Below are 17,296 nucleotides of genomic sequence, written 5' to 3' on the forward strand. Positions count from 1 at the left end.
AAAATGACAGAACAAAAAGTAAGAAAAGAACTGAAAACAGATATGCCGTCGATCTATTCTTTTGAGCTTCACGAAATGAAAGAATGGTTAAAAGAACAAGACGAAAAGCCTTTCCGCGCAGCTCAAATTTTTGAGTGGCTTTATGAGAAACGTGTGACATCCTTTGATGAAATGTCTAACCTCTCCAAAGATTTAAGAGAAAAATTAAAAGATCAATTTACAATCACAACATTAAAAACCGTGATCAAACAAACGTCTCAAGACGGAACGATCAAGTTTTTATTTGAACTGCATGATGGTTATACAATTGAAACAGTGCTTATGCGTCATGAATATGGAAACTCTGTCTGTGTGACAACACAGGTTGGCTGTAGAATTGGCTGTACATTCTGTGCATCTACACTCGGCGGTTTAAAACGAAACCTTGAAGCCGGAGAAATCGTTGCACAAGTATTAAAAGTACAGCAGGCACTTGACGAAACAGACGAGAGAGTCAGCTCTGTTGTCATCATGGGAATTGGCGAACCGTTTGATAACTTTGAAGAAATGCTTGCTTTCCTTAAAATCATCAACCATGATCATGGCTTAAATATTGGTGCACGCCATATTACGGTTTCGACAAGCGGAATCATTCCAAAGATCTATCAATTCGCTGATGAGCAAATGCAAATCAACTTTGCTGTGTCATTGCACGCACCGAACACAGAGATCAGAAGCCGCCTAATGCCGATTAATAAGGCATATAAGCTGCCAAAATTAATGGAAGCCATCGAATACTACATTCAAAAGACGGGTAGACGTGTCAGCTTTGAATACGGCCTGTTTGGCGGAGTAAATGATCAAGTTCACCATGCAGAAGAACTTGCAGACCTATTAAAAGGAATCAAGTGCCACGTGAACCTCATTCCGGTGAACTATGTACCAGAGAGAGATTATGTGAGAACACCTAGAGAACAAATCTTCCTATTTGAAAAAACGCTAAAAGAACGAGGCGTAAACGTAACGATTAGACGAGAGCAAGGCCATGACATTGATGCTGCTTGCGGTCAGCTAAGAGCGAAGGAGCGTCAGGAAGAGACGAGGTGACGAATGTTGATAAGGGCAGCCTTTCTTACCGATACAGGAAAAGTCCGTCAGCATAATGAAGATGATGCAGGTATTTTTGAAGCAAAAGAAGATTCACTTCTCGCTGTTGTAGCAGACGGCATGGGAGGTCATCTTGCTGGTGATGTCGCCAGCAAGATGGCAGTCTCTTCTTTAAAAGAATACTGGGAAGAAACATCTTCAATTCCAGAAAAGCCAGCCGATCAAGAAAGCTGGTTAATCTCAAAAATCAGTGACATTAATGACCAAGTTTATGAACATGCGCAAAACAATGAGGAGTGCCAAGGAATGGGGACGACTATTGTATGCGCGCTCGTTCATTTGCAAACGGTCACAATTGCGCATATTGGAGACAGCCGCTGCTACCTGCTAAGAGAAGGAGCGCTGACCCAATTAACAGATGATCATTCACTCGTGAATGAGCTTGTGAAAACAGGTGAAATTTCAAAAGCGGATGCAGAATATCATCCAAGAAAAAATGTGCTCACGAAAGCATTAGGAACAGATAAACAGGTTCAAATTGATGCACGTACTTTTGAAGTGGACCCAGGAGATCAAATCCTGCTTTGCTCAGATGGTCTATCGAATAAAGTAGAAGAAGAGAATTTGACTCATATATTAACGCAAACGACCGCGCCAGAGGAAAAAGTAACAGAGTTAATACAAACAGCGAATGACAACGGCGGTGAAGATAACATTACAGCAGTACTGTTAGAAATCTCCTCCCAGCCAGAGGAGGGTGACAGCAAGTGTTGATCGGAAAAAGGATCAGCGGCCGTTATCAGATTCTTCGCGTCATAGGCGGAGGCGGAATGGCCAACGTCTATTTGGCGGAGGATATGATTTTAGATCGCGAAGTAGCGATTAAAATTTTGCGGTTTGACTTTGCGAGCGATGATGATTTTATTAGACGTTTCCGGCGGGAAGCGCAGTCAGCTGCAAGCTTAGATCATTCGAATATTGTCAGCATCTACGATGTTGGGGAAGAAGATGACATTTATTATATTGTCATGGAATATGTCGAAGGGATGACGCTGAAAGAATACATACACGCCAATGGCCCGCTTCATCCGAAAGAAGCCGTTCGCATCATGGAGCAAGTCGTTGCGGCGATGGAAGAAGCCCATGCGAAACAGCTCGTCCACCGAGACATTAAGCCTCACAATATATTAATAGACAATATGGGGAACATCAAAGTCACTGATTTTGGGATTGCCATGGCACTCAGCTCAGCGACCATTACCCATACAAATTCTGTCCTAGGCTCCGTGCACTACTTGTCTCCAGAACAAGCACGCGGGGGTCTTGCAACGAAAAAATCAGACATCTATTCACTTGGGATTGTGCTCTATGAACTCATCTCAGGACGCATGCCATTTGAAGGAGAATCGGCTGTCAGTGTTGCACTGAAGCATTTGCAATCAGAGCCACCATCTGTGAGAAGATGGAATCCTTCTGTTCCACAAAGCGTGGAAAACATCATTTTAAAGGCGATGGCCAAAGATCCATTTTATCGATATGAAGATGCATCTGAAATGCAAAAAGACTTAAAAACCGCTTTCGATCCAGCCAGATTAAAAGAAAAACGCTTTGTTATTGAAGAAGACCATGAAGCAACGAAAGCGATCCCAATCATTCAAGATCATCAAATCGATCAAGACAATGAAAAAACAGCCGTCCATCCGGCTCAAAAACCGAAGAAAAAAGAGAAACAAAAGCCGAAAAAGAAACGAAAAAAATGGCCATGGATTGTGGCATCCATCTTATTTATATTGACTGCTGCGTCAATTTTAGCCATCACTGTGTTTCCAGGGCTGCTTTTTCCAAAAGATGTGGAAGTCACAGATGTATCTGGCATGACGGTTGAAAAAGCAGAAGATACCTTAAAGAAAGCTGGGTTTACCGTCGCTTCGGAGTCAATAGAGATCGCTGATGAGAAAATTGAAAAAGGTCTCGTCGTCAAAACAGACCCGAAAATCGGCACAAAGGTCAAAGAAGGAACAGAGATTCAGCTTTACGAAAGTACTGGCAAGGAAAAGACCGAATTACCTGATGTTACAGGCGAAAAGGTCGATAAAGCAAAAGAAATATTAGAGAAAAAAGGATTTAAACAGGTCGTTGTGGAGGAAGTGAATGATAATGACACCGAGTCTGGGATTGTCATGGAACAGAGTCCTTCCGCGAATACTGAGCTTGTAGCAGCAGATGAAGAAGTCACGTTGACTGTCAGCATAGGTCCTGCCGATATTACATTACGTGATTTAACGACGTATAGTAAGCAAGCGGCATCGAATTATTTAGAGGATAACGGCTTAAAGCTCGATGAAAAAGAAGCGCATTCTGACGATGTGCCAAAAGGCGAGGTCATGAAGCAGGAACCAGGAGCAGGAACGGCTGTTAAACCAGGTGATACGGTCAAGATTACATTCTCTCTTGGACCGAAGGAAAAACCAGCCAAAACGGTAACTGAAAAGATTGAGATCCCTTATGAACCAGAAGCGGAAGGACAGGAGATGAATGTCCAAATTTCCATTGATGATGCGGAGCATAGCATCTCTGATTCATACGAAAGCTTTAAAATCACTGCGCCGACTGAACGGACCATTAAATTTAAGATTGAACCAGGTCAAAAAGGATATTATCAAGTGACGGTTGATGATAAAGTCGTCAGCTCGAAAACAATCGAATACCCTGATGATGAATAAAGGAGGGACTTTATGCCTGAGGGCAAAATTATTAAAGCATTAAGCGGATTCTACTATGTGCTGGATGAGTCGCAAGAGAGTGGAAAAGTAGTTCAGTGCAGAGCGAGAGGCATCTTTCGAAAAAACAAAATTACACCTCTTGTTGGCGATTACGTCGTGTATCAAGCAGACAATGATAAAGAAGGCTACTTATTAGAAGTAAAAGAACGGACAAACGAACTTGTTCGTCCGCCTATTAGTAACGTTGATCAAGCGGTACTTGTTTTCTCAGCGGCAGAACCAGCCTTTAGCACCTCACTTTTAGACAGATTTTTAGTGCTTGTAGAAGCCAATCATATTGAGCCGATTATCTGTATCACTAAAATTGACTTATTGAAAACAGACGAAGAGCGTGAAACCATCAAGGCATATGCAGACGACTATCGGCAAATTGGTTATGAGGTTCATTTAACCTCTACGATTGAAGGAGATGGCATTGAGAAGCTGACCCCGCATTTTCACAATAAAATCACGGTATTTGCCGGTCAGTCTGGTGTAGGCAAGTCCTCCCTTTTAAATGCGATGAGTCCTGAATTGGCGCTGAAAACAGATGATATCTCATCCCATCTCGGACGAGGAAAGCATACGACAAGACATGTCGAACTCATTCGAACAGCAGACGGGCTCATTGCAGATACTCCGGGCTTTAGCTCGCTCGAATTTACTGGCATCGAAGCAGAAGATCTAGGTCTATACTTTTTAGATATTAGAGACCGGAGTGCAGATTGCAAATTTCGAGGCTGCCTGCATGTGAAAGAGCCTGGCTGTGCGATAAAAGATGCGGTCGAGCATGATCAAATCAAAGAATATCGCTATCAGCATTATTTAGAGTTTTTAACTGAAATCAAAGACAGAAAGCCGAGGTACTAAATCATGGTTTATATTGCCCCTTCCATTTTATCAGCAGATTTTGCCAATTTGGAGAAAGATATCCGTGATGTGGAACAAGGCGGTGCAGACTACATTCACATCGATGTCATGGACGGTCATTTTGTTCCGAATATGACATTTGGGCCAAATGTCGTTGAAGCGATCAGACCACATACGCGTCTTCCGCTTGATGTTCACTTAATGATTGAGCAGCCAGATCGGTATATTCCTGCATTCGCAAAAGCAGGCGCTGATATTATCTCTGTTCATGTGGAAGCTTGTCCGCACTTACACCGAACAATACAACATATGAAAGAACAAGGTGTAAAAGCAGGGGTCGTCTTGAATCCGCACACACCTGTTTCTCACATTGAGCATGTATTAGAAGATGTGGACCTTGTGTTATTCATGACAGTGAACCCTGGTTTTGGGGGACAGGCATTTATTCCATCTGTCCTCACGAAGGTAAAAGAAGTAAAAGCACTGAGTGAACAAAAGGGCTTAACCGATTTACTAATAGAAATAGACGGCGGTGTCAATGTAGAGACTGCAAAGAGTTGCAAAGAAGCAGGCGCTAATTTACTAGTAGCGGGCTCTGCGGTATATGGTAAAGAAAACCGCGCAGCAGCGATCCAGGCAATTCGAGAAGCGTAAAGGAAGGAACCAAAGTCATTGTGATCTTTGGTTCTTTTTACATGGAGAGGAGCGTGTATCATGCACATACATATCGTAGCCGGCGGTCCTTTTGAATACATCCCGCCACTTGAACGTGAAGCATCACAGGAGGATGTTCTCTGGATTGGCGTAGACCGTGGAACCCTCTTCTTACTAGAGCACGGTATTACCCCTGCCAAAGCCTTTGGTGATTTTGACAGTGTGACAGAAAAAGAGCTTCGGGAGCTGAAAGAGAAATTGCCTGCTCTGAATGTATTTCAAGCTGAAAAGGATGAAACCGATTTAGAGCTTGCACTGAACTGGGCACTAAGTCAGCACCCAGCACATATTTACATCTATGGTATTACAGGAGGAAGGGCGGATCATTTTCTAGGAAATATCCATCTTCTTTACAAAGGGATTCAGCACAAGCAGAATATCACCCTTGTAGACAAACAAAATATCATTCAAATGTTTGAACCTGGTACATACGAAATAAAAGAAGATCAGGATAAAAAATATGTATCGTTTTTACCCTTTGGAACACCGGTTGAAAAGCTGACGTTAAAAGGTTTCAAATATCCTCTGAAAAATTGTCATATTGAGCCTGGTTCAACACTATGTATTAGTAACGAACTCATCCACTCAAATGGTACTTTTTCTTTTCATGAAGGCATATTAATAATGGTAAGAAGCAAAGATTGACCAACCTATCAATGTGGATGGCTGATTAAGCTCAATTGTGCTGCAAGCGGTACTTTTAGGAGGGGGACAAAATGAAATTTTATACAATCAAACTGCCTAGATTTCTTGGCGGCATTGTCCGTGCGATGCTTGGTTCATTTAAGAAAGATTAATGAGTAATCTCCTTTATTTCCACATAAAAACGCCTGCTACAAGTTATTGTAGCAGGCGTTTACTCTTGCTTATACACGCTCAACTTTACCAGATTTCAAAGCTCGAGCTGATACATATACTCTTTTAGGCTTACCGTCCACTAGAATACGAACTTTTTGAAGGTTCGCGCCCCATGTACGTTTTGTAGAGTTCATTGCGTGAGAACGATTGTTCCCAGCTTTTGTTTTTCTGCCTGTAATAACGCATTTACGTGCCATTTGTTTCCCTCCTAACTGCGAAAACATCATCATATTCTTCATATACGTACTTAGAGATGCCTCAAGATACTTTAATAATTTACCACAGCTTCAAGGGGTTTGCAAGGATTGTTTACTCCTCTTTCAAGAAAAATACCTTGACATCTTGATAAAAAATCAAGGCTATAGTATAAGTAGGATTGGGTCGGATTGAATGATTTCTTTTAAAAAGAAGGGTCTTATAGTAAAATAGTGATAACTCAGGGCAATTTCTCAAAAAGGGGGAACCAATGTGTCCATTGAACTTAGAACGAAATACGGACAAATTGATATATCAAATGAAGTCATTGCAATGGTGGCAGGAGGCGCTGCGATCGATTGCTATGGTATTGTTGGGATGGCGTCCAAAAATCAAATCAAGGACGGCTTGACGGATATTCTCCGTAAAGAGAACTTCAGCCGGGGTGTTCTTGTGCGTCAAAAAGAAGACCGCATTCATATTGATATGTACATCATCGTCAGCTACGGTACAAAAATATCAGAAGTCGCACATAATGTTCAAACGAAAGTCAAATATACGATTTCTCACACAGTTGGACTTTCTGTTGATTCGGTCAACATTTATGTACAAGGAGTAAGAGTTACGAACCCGTAGTAAGGAGGAAATATATTGTCTATTAGAAATCTTGATGGCCGCTCATTTGCAAAAATGATTCTTGCAGGTGCTCACCATCTTTCTCAAAACGCACAAATTGTGGATGCGTTAAATGTTTTTCCAGTGCCAGACGGAGACACGGGGACAAATATGAATTTGTCAATGACTTCAGGGGCAAAAGCAGTTGAAGAAACAAATACCGATCATATTGGGAAGGTCGGCGTGGCCTTGTCAAAAGGGCTATTGATGGGCGCAAGAGGAAACTCAGGCGTCATCCTATCACAGCTCTTTAGAGGTTTCAGTAAAAATATAGAACAAAAAGAGACGATTGACGCCAAAGAATTTGCCCTTGCCTTACAGGCAGGTGTCGATACAGCATATAAAGCCGTGATGAAGCCGATTGAAGGGACCATCTTAACGGTCGCAAAGGATGCAGCAAAGAAAGCGGTTGCTGTTTCAGTAACAGAAAAAGACATTGATCGCGTTCTTGAGTTAACGATTGAGGAAGCGAGAGCATCACTTGATCGAACGCCAGATCTGCTTCCTGTTTTAAAAGAAGTAGGCGTTGTCGATAGTGGAGGTAAGGGACTTCTCTGCGTATATGAAGGTTTCCTTGCTTCATTAAGAGGAGAGGACCTCCATCTGAAAGCGGCCTCTTTGCCAACGTTAAAAGAACTTGTCAGTGCAGAGCATCATAAAAGTGCACAAAGCCATATGAACACTGAAGATATTGAATTTGGTTATTGTACTGAATTTATGGTGAAATTTGAAGAAGAGAAACAGTCCTTTGATGAGAATGCCTTCAGAGAAGACTTAAGCGAATTCGGAGATTCACTTCTTGTGGTATCTGATGAAACGCTGGCGAAAGTTCATATTCATGCAGAGCAGCCTGGAGATGTCTTATCCTATGCACAGCGCTACGGCAGCCTGATCAATATGAAAATTGAAAACATGAGAGAGCAGCATAGCTCGATTGTGAACGAAGAAAAAGAACATGCGCCCGCTGCACCAAAGGCACCTGCTGCTGAAAAACAGCGCTTTGGAGTCGTCAGTGTCGCAATGGGAGAAGGAATTGCTGACTTGTTTAAAAGTATCGGAGCTTCCGTCGTCATTGAAGGCGGACAGACGATGAACCCAAGTACAGAAGACATTGTCACAGCAATTGAAAGCGTACATGCCGAAACCGTCTTTATTTTACCTAATAATTCTAATATTGTCATGGCAGCGAAACAGGCGGCAACTGTCTCGAGTCGTGAGGTTGTTGTCATTCCAACGAAGACCGTTCCTCAAGGAATGTCGGCACTTCTTTCTCTCAATGAAGCAGCTTCAAATGAAGACAACGAAGCGGCGATGCTAGAAGCGATTGACCACGTGAAAAGCGGCCAAATTACCTTTGCGGTGAGAGATACCCAAATTGATGGAATCGACATTGCCAAAGGAGATTATATGGGTCTCTTTAACGGAAAAATCACCTTAACTGCGAAAAATCAATTAGATGCAGCAAAAGAACTTTTGACCAAAATGGTGACAGAAGATGATGAGATTGTTACGATCATTAAAGGGGAAGATGCATCATCTGAAGAGATGGATGAGTTAGAAGCCTTTATTGAAGAAACATTTGAAGATATAGAAGTTGAAGTCCACGATGGAAAACAGCCGCTTTATTCATATATTTTGGCTGTCGAATAACGAAAGAAGGGCAAATAAAGCCCTTCTTCTTCTTTTGCAATTTTTTACTAACGATTCAACGGTGAAATGAGTTGCGGGAAACGATTGAATCCATTAGTCTAAAGAAAGAACCAAACCAATATGTGAGTGGTTATGAGAGGGGAAGACCTATGAAATTTAGAAGTGTGTTTGATATTATTGGACCCGTCATGATTGGTCCATCAAGTTCGCACACAGCGGGTGCGGCTCGAATAGGAAGAGTGGCTCGCAGCTTATTTGGAAGAGAACCGAAGCGAATTGTCGTTTCATTTTATGGCTCTTTTAAAGATACGTATAAAGGACATGGTACAGATGTCGCCATGATCGGCGGCGTTCTTGACTTTGATACATTTGATGAACGCATCAAAACAGCGATCGATATTGCAAAAAGCAAAGGGATCGACATTGAATTTAAAGAAGAAGATGCGGTACCAGCGCATCCGAATACAGCAAAAGTAGAGATATCAGATGCGAACGGAAGCCTTGAATTAATCGGGATTTCCATCGGCGGTGGTAAAATCGAAATTACTGAACTGAATGGCTTTGAGCTCAGACTTTCAGGAAATCATCCTGCCATTCTTGTGGTTCATAACGATCGCTACGGCACGATTGCGGCAGTCGCCAACGTGTTAGCGAAATTCGCCATCAACATCGGTCATATGGAAGTGGCGCGTAAAGATGTCGGGCAAGAGGCTCTGATGACCATCGAAGTGGATCAAAATATTGACCCAGCTGCCTTATCAGAGCTTGAAACACTGCCAAACATTATTCAAGTCACACAAATTGCAGAGTAACAACAAGGAGGTTATGAATGATGTTTAAAAACGTCAAAGAACTCGTGCAGCTAACAGAAGAACGGAATACCTCCATTTCAGAAATCATGATTACGCAAGAAATGGAAGTAACGGGGAAATCACGTGAAGATATTTTCTCCCAGATGTACCGCAACTTAGAAGTGATGGAACAAGCCGTAGAAAACGGGCTAAAAGGTGTGAAATCATTATCCGGTTTAACAGGCGGAGATGCGGTCAAACTTCAAGCGTATATCGCATCAGGCAAAACATTGTCTGGTCATACGATATTAGATGCTGTTAGTAAGGCAGTGGCAACAAATGAAGTCAATGCCGCAATGGGGACGATCTGTGCAACGCCTACAGCAGGCTCAGCAGGTGTTGTGCCAGGTACGTTATTTGCAGTAAAACAAACATTAAAGCCAACAAAGGAACAAATGGTCAGATTCCTATTCACTTCTGGCGCATTTGGTTTTGTTGTGGCCAATAATGCGAGCATCTCTGGTGCAGCAGGCGGCTGTCAGGCTGAGGTAGGCTCAGCATCAGGGATGGCGGCAGCAGCCATTGTCGAAATGGCAGGCGGTACACCTCAGCAATCTGCTGAAGCAATGGCGATTACACTGAAAAATATGCTTGGACTTGTTTGTGACCCAGTAGCTGGACTTGTTGAGGTACCGTGCGTAAAACGAAACGCCATGGGTGCATCAAATGCGATGATTGCAGCAGATATGGCACTTGCCGGCATCACAAGCCGTATCCCATGTGATGAAGTCATTGATGCGATGTATAAAATCGGTCAAACCATGCCAACGGCACTTCGCGAAACAGCACAAGGCGGACTTGCTGCGACACCGACAGCAAGAGAGCTTGAAAAGAAGATTTTCGGAGGTGTGACCCCATCTCGTGATACAGAAACTGCAAGATAATGTCTCAGTCCTTAAGGGGATTGGAGAAGAAACCGAAAAAACACTCAATGAACTTGGAATTCACACAGTAGCCGATTTACTTGGCTACTTTCCTTATCGATATGACGACTATGAGCTTCGTAACTTAGAAGAAGTAAAGCATGACGAACGTGTCACAGTTGAAGGAAAAGTGCACAGTGAGCCCGTCCTCACCTATTATGGAAAAAAACGAAGCAGGCTGACATTCAGGCTGCTTGTCGGGCGTTTTCTCATCACAGCAATTTGCTTCAATCGTCCTTATTTAAAACGAAGCCTTGTGTTAGGTGATACGGTATCCGTCACTGGCAAATGGGATAAAAACCGTCAATCGATCATGGTGCAGGAATTTAAAAAAGGGACGCACGAGCAAGATGGCAGTATAGAGCCTGTTTATTCAGTAAAAGAAAATGTAACCGTGAAAATGATGAGGCGTTTTGTCAAACAAGCCTTGTCACTTTATGTAGATAAAGCTGAAGATCCACTGCCAAAGCAGCTTGTCTCTACCTATAAACTCATGTCCTATCAGGAAGCATTAAAAACCATCCATCTGCCAGAAACAAGAGACTCGCTCAAGCAAGCAAGACGCCGCTTTGTGTACGAGGAATTTCTTATTTTCCAGCTGAAGATGCAGGCCATCAGAAAGAAAGAACGAGAAAAAACATCGGGCATCCAGCATCCGTTTTCTAAAGACGCTGTTTTTGAGTTTGTTCACAGTCTGCCATTTCCGCTGACAAAGGCACAATCAAGAGTGCTTGATGAAATTATGACTGATATGGCGTCCCCGTACCGGATGAACCGTCTGCTGCAAGGGGATGTAGGTTCAGGGAAAACTGCTGTTGCAGCTATTGCACTATATGCCGCTCATTTATCCGGCTATCAAGGTGCATTAATGGTTCCAACAGAGATTTTGGCAGAGCAGCATGCAGATTCCCTTTATCAGCTGTTTGAAAAATGGGGATTAAATATCGCTCTACTAACAAGCTCTGTGAAAGGAAAGCGCCGCAGAGAATTGCTAGAACGTCTAAAAGAGGGCGAGATTGATATATTAGTCGGAACGCATGCGCTCATCCAAGACGAAGTCGAATTTCAGCAGCTCGGTCTTGTGATTACAGATGAGCAGCACCGGTTTGGCGTCGAACAAAGGAAAAAACTAAGAAGTAAAGGGCAGGACCCAGATGTCTTATTCATGACTGCCACACCTATTCCGCGCACACTTGCGATCACTGTTTTTGGAGAAATGGACGTTTCCGTCATTGATGAATTACCAGCCGGCAGAAAACAGATCGAAACGTATTGGGTCAAGCATGACATGCTTGAGAGGATTCTTGCATTTGTAGATAAAGAGCTAAAAAAAGGAAGACAGGCATATATTATTTGTCCACTCATAGAAGAATCGGACAAGCTGGATGTCCAAAATGCGATTGATGTCCACAGCATGCTGACAGAGGCATACCGCGGTAAGTGGTCGATCGGCTTAATGCACGGGAAACTGGCGAGTGATGAAAAAGATCAGGTGATGAGAGACTTTACAGCAAATGAAGTACAAATTCTCGTTTCAACCACAGTCGTTGAAGTGGGTGTCAACGTGCCGAATGCGACCATCATGGTCATTTACGATGCAGACCGCTTCGGACTGTCTCAGCTTCATCAGCTCAGAGGCCGGGTTGGACGCGGAGAGCATCAATCATTTTGTGTTTTAATGGCGGATCCAAAATCGGAAACCGGGAAAGAGCGGATGAGGATCATGTCCGAAACAACCGACGGCTTTGAGCTGTCTGAAAAGGACTTAGAGCTAAGAGGACCCGGTGATTTCTTCGGTAAAAAACAAAGCGGAATGCCTGAATTTAAAGTAGCCGATATGGTTCATGACTACAGAGCACTGGAAACCGCTAGAAAAGATGCGGCAGAACTTGTGCAGTCAGATGCATTTTGGACAGATTCCGAATACAAAGAACTTCGGCAAACACTTGTAGACAGCGGGGTGCTGGGCGGAGATAAATTAAGCTGATCAAGCGCTGGAGGAATTTTCTTGTCTTTTTGAAACAAGGATTGATTTATCATCTATGAGATTATATACTACTATTAGTACCTAGTCATAAATGTACGGATGGTGTCTGCATATGAAACTAAATAAAAAAGAACGTCAAAAGCTTCTCCAGCAAACGATCAGCTCGACTCCGTTCATTACTGATGAAGAATTGGCAAGTAAATTCGGTGTAAGCATTCAAACGGTTCGTCTTGATCGTTTGGAACTGTCAATTCCTGAATTACGCGAAAGAATTAAGCATGTGGCCGAAAAGACATTAGAGGATGAAGTGAAGTCACTTCCGCTGGATGAAGTGATTGGAGAAATGATTGATGTAGAGCTTGATGACCAAGCCATTTCCATTTTAGAAGTGAGAAAAGAGCATGTATTTAGCCGAAACCAAATTGCCAGGGGACATCATCTCTTCGCCCAGGCAAATTCGCTTGCAGTAGCGGTCATTGACGATGAACTGGCTTTAACAGCAAAAGCGAATATTAAATTTACAAGGCAGGTTAAACAAGGCGAACGAGTTGTCTCAAAAGCCAAAGTAGCCTCGCATGATAAAGAAAAAGGCAGAACTGTAGTTGAAGTAAACAGCTATGTCGGTGAGGAAGTTGTCTTCTCAGGTGACTTCGTCATGTATCGCTCAAAACAAAAGTAAAAGGTGGCACGTAATATGAGAATTGCAGTCGATGCAATGGGGGGAGACCATGCCCCTAAAGCCATTATTGACGGTGTGCAAAAAAGCTTAACGGCATTTTCAGATATCGAGATTACACTTGTCGGCGATGAAAATAAAATCAAACCATACATAACAAATAACGAGCGCATCACGATTTTAGATGCAAAAGAAGTCATTGAACCGACAGATGAACCAGTGCGTGCAGTTAGACGTAAAAAGGATTCATCTATGGTGAAAATGGCGCAAGAAGTATCCGAAGGACGAGCAGATGCTTGTATTTCAGCAGGAAACACTGGCGCACTCATGACAGCAGGACTGTTTATCGTAGGAAGAATTGATGGCATCGATAGACCGGCACTTGCTCCAACACTGCCAACACTTGATGGCAGTGGGTTTTTATTACTAGATGTCGGCGCAAACGTTGATGCCAAACCAGAACACCTTGTGCAATATGCGATGATGGGTTCAATCTACGCAGAGCGTGTTTTTCCAAAGAGCAATCCGCGTGTAGGATTGTTAAATGTAGGAACAGAAGATAAAAAAGGCAACGATCTCACAAAAAAAACCTTTGAATTATTGAAAGCATCAAATTTGAATTTCGTAGGAAATGTGGAGTCTCGTGATTTACTAGAAGGTGTAGCTGATGTCGTTGTCACAGATGGTTTCACAGGAAATATCGCCCTGAAAACGATTGAAGGCACAGCTCTTTCTGTCTTTAAAATGCTGAAAGAAACATTAACATCCAGCTTCACAGCAAAAATAGCGGCTGGCATGATGAAGCCGAAATTGATGCAGATGAAGTCTAAAATGGATTACTCCGAATATGGCGGTGCCGCTTTATTTGGTTTAAAGGCACCTGTCATTAAAGCGCACGGTTCCTCTGATGAAAACGCCATTTTTCATGCCATTCGTCAGGCACGTGATATCGTAGAAAAAGACGTTTCAGCCATCATTCATCAAGAAGTCCAAAAAGAAACCACGAACGAGTCTTAATGGAGGTATAGCAGCATGACTAAAATTGCATTTTTATTCCCTGGCCAAGGCTCTCAAAAAATTGGCATGGGAAAAGATTTATTTGACCAAGAAGCAGTATCTAAAGCTGTATTTGAAGAAGCAGACAAGACCCTCGGTTTTGACTTATCTTCAATGATTTTTGAAGGAGATGCAGAAGAGCTGACGCTCACTTATAACGCGCAGCCAGCTCTTTTAACGACAAGTATCGCCATCTTAAAGAAATTTGAAGAGAGCGGAATCAAAGCAGATTACGCAGCAGGACATAGCCTTGGTGAATATACGGCCCTCGTTGCGGCAGGCGCACTTTCGTTTCAAGATGCTGTCTATGCAGTGAGAAAACGCGGCGAATTAATGAACGAAGCTGTTCCAGCAGGAGAAGGCGCTATGGCAGCGATCCTTGGCTTAGATCAAGCTGCGCTTTTAGAAGTGACAAAAGAAGTGACAGAGAGTGGTCATCTTGTAGAACTCGCTAACTTAAACTGTCCTGGTCAAATCGTGATCTCTGGTACAGCAAAAGGGGTCGAACTCGCTTCAGAGAAAGCGAAAGAAAAAGGCGCAAAACGTGCGATTGCCCTTGAAGTGAGTGGACCTTTCCATTCTGCCTTAATGAAACCAGCCGCTGAAAAATTCACAGATGTTCTGTCAAAGCTAAACATTACAGATGCCAAAACACCAGTGATCTCAAATGTCACAGCAGACATCGTTACATCTCGTGATGCTATTGAAACAAAGCTCATTGAACAATTGTATTCTCCTGTTCGATTTGAAGAAAGTGTAGAACGTCTGATTGATTTAGGCGTGACAACGTTTATTGAAATTGGCCCAGGCAAAGTGCTTTCAGGTCTTGTGAAAAAGGTCAATCGCCGCCTGACAACTATTTCAGTTTCAGATCAGGAAACAATTGAAGCAGCCATTAAAACATTGAAGGAGGATTCTTGATGCTTACAAATAAAACAGCCGTTGTAACAGGTGCATCACGCGGGATTGGCCGTTCTATTGCGATCGATTTAGCAAAGAATGGTGCAAATGTTGTCGTCAACTATTCTGGAAACGAAGCAAAAGCAAATGAAGTCGTAGACGAAATCAAAGCACTTGGCCAGCAGGCATTTGCCGTTAAAGCTGATGTTTCAAATGCTGAAGAAGTACAATCGCTCATGAAACAAGCGATTGACACATTTGGCTCAATTGACATTCTTGTCAATAATGCAGGGATCACAAAGGATAACCTGCTCATGAGAATGAAAGAAAATGAATGGGATGACGTCATTAACATAAACTTAAAAGGTGTCTTTAACTGTACAAAAGCCGTGACACGTCAAATGATGAAACAGCGCAGCGGAAGAATCATCAACTTGGCTTCAGTAGTTGGCGTATGTGGAAATCCTGGACAAGCAAACTATGTTGCAGCAAAAGCTGGTGTCATCGGATTAACGAAAACAACAGCAAAAGAGCTGGCAACTCGTCATATTACAGTCAATGCAGTAGCACCAGGCTTTATTTCTACAGATATGACAGACAAGCTTGATGAGAATGTACAAACTGAAATGCTTAAGCAGATCCCGCTTGCACGCTTTGGTGCACCTGAAGATATTAGCAACGTTGTTGTCTTTTTAGCTTCAGAAGGAGCAGGTTATATTACAGGCCAAACCATCCAAGTAGATGGCGGAATGGTCATGTCCTAAGAAATATCAAAATTTCATTAGGTTTTCTCTAGTTTTTTAAAAACGAATCAACTATAATACTTTGAGGGGAGGTGAAAGGCAATGGCAGACGTATTAGAGCGTGTATCAAAAATTATTGTAGACCGCCTTGGCGTTGATGAGGCTGACGTGAAAATGGAAGCTTCATTTAAAGAAGATTTAGGCGCTGATTCCCTTGATGTAGTTGAGCTAGTTATGGAACTTGAAGATGAGTTCGATATGGAAATTTCTGACGAAGATGCTGAAAAAATTGCAACAGTCGGTGACGCTGTGAACTACATAAATAGCCAGCAATAAGCGTAACAAAGTCCCGTCTGTTTTCATGACGGGACTTTCAAAATTTATGTTAGTTTCAACATATTCAGCTGATCAATTGTCAGCCTTTTTCAGATGCTAAGGAGCAATGTTTCCTTGCATGTAGAAAGAGAGACTCCATATAATCAGTATCCTTAAAGGCGATTAAGCCTACCTGGAGGTTGCTATGCCAAAACAATATAAAGACAAACAGAAACAGAGCAAAAAACTAGAGCAATTTAGAGAATTCCAGCAGCGTATTTCTGTACACTTTCAAAATGAAAAACTTCTATATCAAGCCTTTACGCATTCCTCTTATGTGAATGAACACCGGAAAAAGCCATACGAGGATAATGAAAGACTTGAATTTCTAGGAGATGCTGTTTTAGAATTGACCATCTCTCAATTCTTATTTGCGAAATATCCTGCGATGAGCGAGGGAGATTTAACAAAACTAAGAGCAGCGATCGTATGTGAACCGTCACTTGTGTCTCTGGCACATGAGCTGTCCTTCGGAGACCTTGTTCTTTTAGGAAAAGGCGAAGAAATGACCGGCGGGAGAAAACGCCCAGCACTTTTAGCGGACGTATTCGAGGCGTTTATCGGGGCACTTTATTTAGATCAAGGGCTTGAGCCAGTGGAGCGATTCCTAGAAGCCTATGTTTATCCGAAAATTAATGATGGAGCGTTCTCGCATGTCATGGACTTTAAAAGCCAGCTGCAAGAATTCGTTCAGCGCGATGGAAAAGGTGTACTTGAATACCACATCCTGCATGAAAAAGGACCAGCACACAACCGGGAATTTGAAGCAAATGTTTCCCTTCGCGGAGAAGTGCTTGGAATTGGAAATGGCCGCAGTAAAAAAGAAGCAGAACAGCATGCTGCACAGGAAGCACTTGCTAAATTGCAGAAACATCATATGAACCAATAAAATCCCCCTCGTCATTCAGGGGGATTTCACTCTGTTTTCCATCATCTTTTTTCACTTCATATGGTAAGATAATAGTACTTTAAATA

General features: G+C 42.6%; 19 protein-coding genes. 18 read left to right on the forward strand and 1 reads right to left on the reverse strand.

Translation table 11 applies throughout. From position 1 onward, the window contains the following. Nucleotides 1–3 precede the first annotated feature (3 nt). The 7 genes from rlmN to spoVM all read left to right on the forward strand — a co-directional run bounded on the left by rlmN (nt 4) and on the right by spoVM (nt 6,229). Nucleotides 4–1,086 carry a 23S rRNA (adenine(2503)-C(2))-methyltransferase RlmN gene (rlmN, locus tag MHH41_RS07570; RefSeq protein WP_003212089.1) on the forward strand — a complete coding sequence of 361 codons (1,083 nt, stop codon included), beginning with the start codon at nt 4–6 and terminating at the stop codon, nt 1,084–1,086. A gap of 3 nt (nt 1,087–1,089) precedes the next feature. Continuing rightward, nucleotides 1,090–1,860 carry a Stp1/IreP family PP2C-type Ser/Thr phosphatase gene (locus tag MHH41_RS07575; RefSeq protein WP_226805173.1) on the forward strand — a complete coding sequence of 257 codons (771 nt, stop codon included), beginning with the start codon at nt 1,090–1,092 and terminating at the stop codon, nt 1,858–1,860. Then, entirely contained in the window at nt 1,854–3,809 is a 1,956-nt protein-coding gene (pknB, locus tag MHH41_RS07580; RefSeq protein WP_003212486.1) for a Stk1 family PASTA domain-containing Ser/Thr kinase, read from the forward strand. Before MHH41_RS07575 ends, pknB begins: the two co-directional genes overlap by 7 nt. 12 nt (nt 3,810–3,821) lie before the next feature. Next, nucleotides 3,822–4,718, forward strand: coding sequence for a ribosome small subunit-dependent GTPase A (rsgA, locus tag MHH41_RS07585; RefSeq protein ID WP_050945062.1), 897 nt, complete (start codon nt 3,822–3,824; stop codon nt 4,716–4,718). A 3-nt stretch (nt 4,719–4,721) separates the two neighbouring features. After that, nucleotides 4,722–5,372 (forward strand): ribulose-phosphate 3-epimerase, encoded by a 651-nt coding sequence (gene rpe, locus MHH41_RS07590; protein ID WP_050945061.1) that lies wholly within the window; start codon nt 4,722–4,724, stop codon nt 5,370–5,372. Nucleotides 5,373–5,432: 60 nt separating this feature from the next. Further along, nucleotides 5,433–6,077: a thiamine diphosphokinase gene (locus MHH41_RS07595; RefSeq protein WP_003210934.1), complete on the forward strand. Its 645-nt coding sequence runs from the start codon at nt 5,433–5,435 to the stop codon at nt 6,075–6,077. Nucleotides 6,078–6,148: 71 nt separating this feature from the next. After that, nucleotides 6,149–6,229 (forward strand): stage V sporulation protein SpoVM, encoded by an 81-nt coding sequence (gene spoVM, locus MHH41_RS07600; protein ID WP_008354550.1) that lies wholly within the window; start codon nt 6,149–6,151, stop codon nt 6,227–6,229. A 69-nt stretch (nt 6,230–6,298) separates the two neighbouring features. Here spoVM and rpmB read toward each other — a convergent pair whose 3' ends face one another. Continuing rightward, the gene (gene rpmB / locus MHH41_RS07605; protein ID WP_003212514.1) at nt 6,299–6,487 is read right to left on the reverse strand and encodes a 50S ribosomal protein L28; all 189 of its coding nucleotides are present in this window, start codon (nt 6,485–6,487) and stop codon (nt 6,299–6,301) included. 271 nt (nt 6,488–6,758) lie between these two features. On the opposite strand from rpmB, the gene MHH41_RS07610 reads away from it, so the two are divergent. From MHH41_RS07610 to rnc, 11 genes are all read left to right on the forward strand, one after another. Beyond that, nucleotides 6,759–7,121: an Asp23/Gls24 family envelope stress response protein gene (locus tag MHH41_RS07610; protein ID WP_003211680.1), complete on the forward strand. Its 363-nt coding sequence runs from the start codon at nt 6,759–6,761 to the stop codon at nt 7,119–7,121. Nucleotides 7,122–7,136: 15 nt separating this feature from the next. Beyond that, nucleotides 7,137–8,810 carry a DAK2 domain-containing protein gene (locus MHH41_RS07615; RefSeq protein ID WP_050945060.1) on the forward strand — a complete coding sequence of 558 codons (1,674 nt, stop codon included), beginning with the start codon at nt 7,137–7,139 and terminating at the stop codon, nt 8,808–8,810. A 149-nt stretch (nt 8,811–8,959) separates the two neighbouring features. After that, nucleotides 8,960–9,622 (forward strand): L-serine ammonia-lyase, iron-sulfur-dependent subunit beta, encoded by a 663-nt coding sequence (sdaAB, locus tag MHH41_RS07620; protein WP_003212160.1) that lies wholly within the window; start codon nt 8,960–8,962, stop codon nt 9,620–9,622. Nucleotides 9,623–9,642: 20 nt separating this feature from the next. After that, complete coding sequence (gene sdaAA / locus MHH41_RS07625; protein ID WP_034620038.1) at nt 9,643–10,545, forward strand: L-serine ammonia-lyase, iron-sulfur-dependent, subunit alpha; 903 nt, start codon at nt 9,643–9,645, stop codon at nt 10,543–10,545. Then, nucleotides 10,523–12,571 carry an ATP-dependent DNA helicase RecG gene (recG, locus tag MHH41_RS07630; RefSeq protein ID WP_310426817.1) on the forward strand — a complete coding sequence of 683 codons (2,049 nt, stop codon included), beginning with the start codon at nt 10,523–10,525 and terminating at the stop codon, nt 12,569–12,571. The genes sdaAA and recG overlap by 23 nt, the downstream gene beginning before the upstream one ends. A gap of 112 nt (nt 12,572–12,683) precedes the next feature. Beyond that, on the forward strand, nt 12,684–13,250 hold the full coding sequence (gene fapR, locus MHH41_RS07635; protein WP_003210820.1) for a transcription factor FapR: 567 nt from the start codon (nt 12,684–12,686) through the stop codon (nt 13,248–13,250). A 15-nt stretch (nt 13,251–13,265) separates the two neighbouring features. Beyond that, nucleotides 13,266–14,264 (forward strand): phosphate acyltransferase PlsX, encoded by a 999-nt coding sequence (gene plsX, locus MHH41_RS07640; protein ID WP_003211133.1) that lies wholly within the window; start codon nt 13,266–13,268, stop codon nt 14,262–14,264. Nucleotides 14,265–14,279: 15 nt separating this feature from the next. Then, nucleotides 14,280–15,224, forward strand: a complete 945-nt coding sequence (fabD, locus tag MHH41_RS07645) for an ACP S-malonyltransferase (protein WP_340866051.1) — start codon at nt 14,280–14,282, stop codon at nt 15,222–15,224. Continuing rightward, on the forward strand, nt 15,224–15,967 hold the full coding sequence (gene fabG / locus MHH41_RS07650) for a 3-oxoacyl-[acyl-carrier-protein] reductase (RefSeq protein WP_050945057.1): 744 nt from the start codon (nt 15,224–15,226) through the stop codon (nt 15,965–15,967). The genes fabD and fabG overlap by 1 nt, the downstream gene beginning before the upstream one ends. 81 nt (nt 15,968–16,048) lie before the next feature. Beyond that, nucleotides 16,049–16,282: an acyl carrier protein gene (acpP, locus tag MHH41_RS07655; protein ID WP_003212028.1), complete on the forward strand. Its 234-nt coding sequence runs from the start codon at nt 16,049–16,051 to the stop codon at nt 16,280–16,282. A 184-nt stretch (nt 16,283–16,466) separates the two neighbouring features. Beyond that, complete coding sequence (rnc, locus tag MHH41_RS07660) at nt 16,467–17,210, forward strand: ribonuclease III (RefSeq protein ID WP_003211549.1); 744 nt, start codon at nt 16,467–16,469, stop codon at nt 17,208–17,210. Nucleotides 17,211–17,296 lie beyond the last annotated feature (86 nt).

Origin of the sequence: Bacillus sp. FSL K6-1145 (assembly GCF_038003425.1) — a bacterium.
GTDB lineage: Bacteria > Bacillota > Bacilli > Bacillales > Bacillaceae > Bacillus > Bacillus pumilus.

Bases quoted from the DNA above. Each gene is read 5' to 3' on its own strand.
- rsgA (WP_050945062.1), top strand. From the start codon at position 3,822: ATGCCTGAGGGCAAAATTATTAAAGCATTAAGCGGATTCTACTATGTG.
- rpe (WP_050945061.1), top strand. From the start codon at position 4,722: ATGGTTTATATTGCCCCTTCCATTTTATCAGCAGATTTTGCCAATTTG.
- rnc (WP_003211549.1), top strand. From the start codon at position 16,467: ATGCCAAAACAATATAAAGACAAACAGAAACAGAGCAAAAAACTAGAG.
- fabD (WP_340866051.1), top strand. From the start codon at position 14,280: ATGACTAAAATTGCATTTTTATTCCCTGGCCAAGGCTCTCAAAAAATT.
- MHH41_RS07575 (WP_226805173.1), top strand. From the start codon at position 1,090: ATGTTGATAAGGGCAGCCTTTCTTACCGATACAGGAAAAGTCCGTCAG.
- MHH41_RS07595 (WP_003210934.1), top strand. From the start codon at position 5,433: ATGCACATACATATCGTAGCCGGCGGTCCTTTTGAATACATCCCGCCA.
- sdaAB (WP_003212160.1), top strand. From the start codon at position 8,960: ATGAAATTTAGAAGTGTGTTTGATATTATTGGACCCGTCATGATTGGT.
- plsX (WP_003211133.1), top strand. From the start codon at position 13,266: ATGAGAATTGCAGTCGATGCAATGGGGGGAGACCATGCCCCTAAAGCC.
- sdaAA (WP_034620038.1), top strand. From the start codon at position 9,643: ATGTTTAAAAACGTCAAAGAACTCGTGCAGCTAACAGAAGAACGGAAT.
- fapR (WP_003210820.1), top strand. From the start codon at position 12,684: ATGAAACTAAATAAAAAAGAACGTCAAAAGCTTCTCCAGCAAACGATC.
- acpP (WP_003212028.1), top strand. From the start codon at position 16,049: ATGGCAGACGTATTAGAGCGTGTATCAAAAATTATTGTAGACCGCCTT.
- rpmB (WP_003212514.1), bottom strand. From the start codon at position 6,487: ATGGCACGTAAATGCGTTATTACAGGCAGAAAAACAAAAGCTGGGAAC.
- fabG (WP_050945057.1), top strand. From the start codon at position 15,224: ATGCTTACAAATAAAACAGCCGTTGTAACAGGTGCATCACGCGGGATT.
- rlmN (WP_003212089.1), top strand. From the start codon at position 4: ATGACAGAACAAAAAGTAAGAAAAGAACTGAAAACAGATATGCCGTCG.
- spoVM (WP_008354550.1), top strand. From the start codon at position 6,149: ATGAAATTTTATACAATCAAACTGCCTAGATTTCTTGGCGGCATTGTC.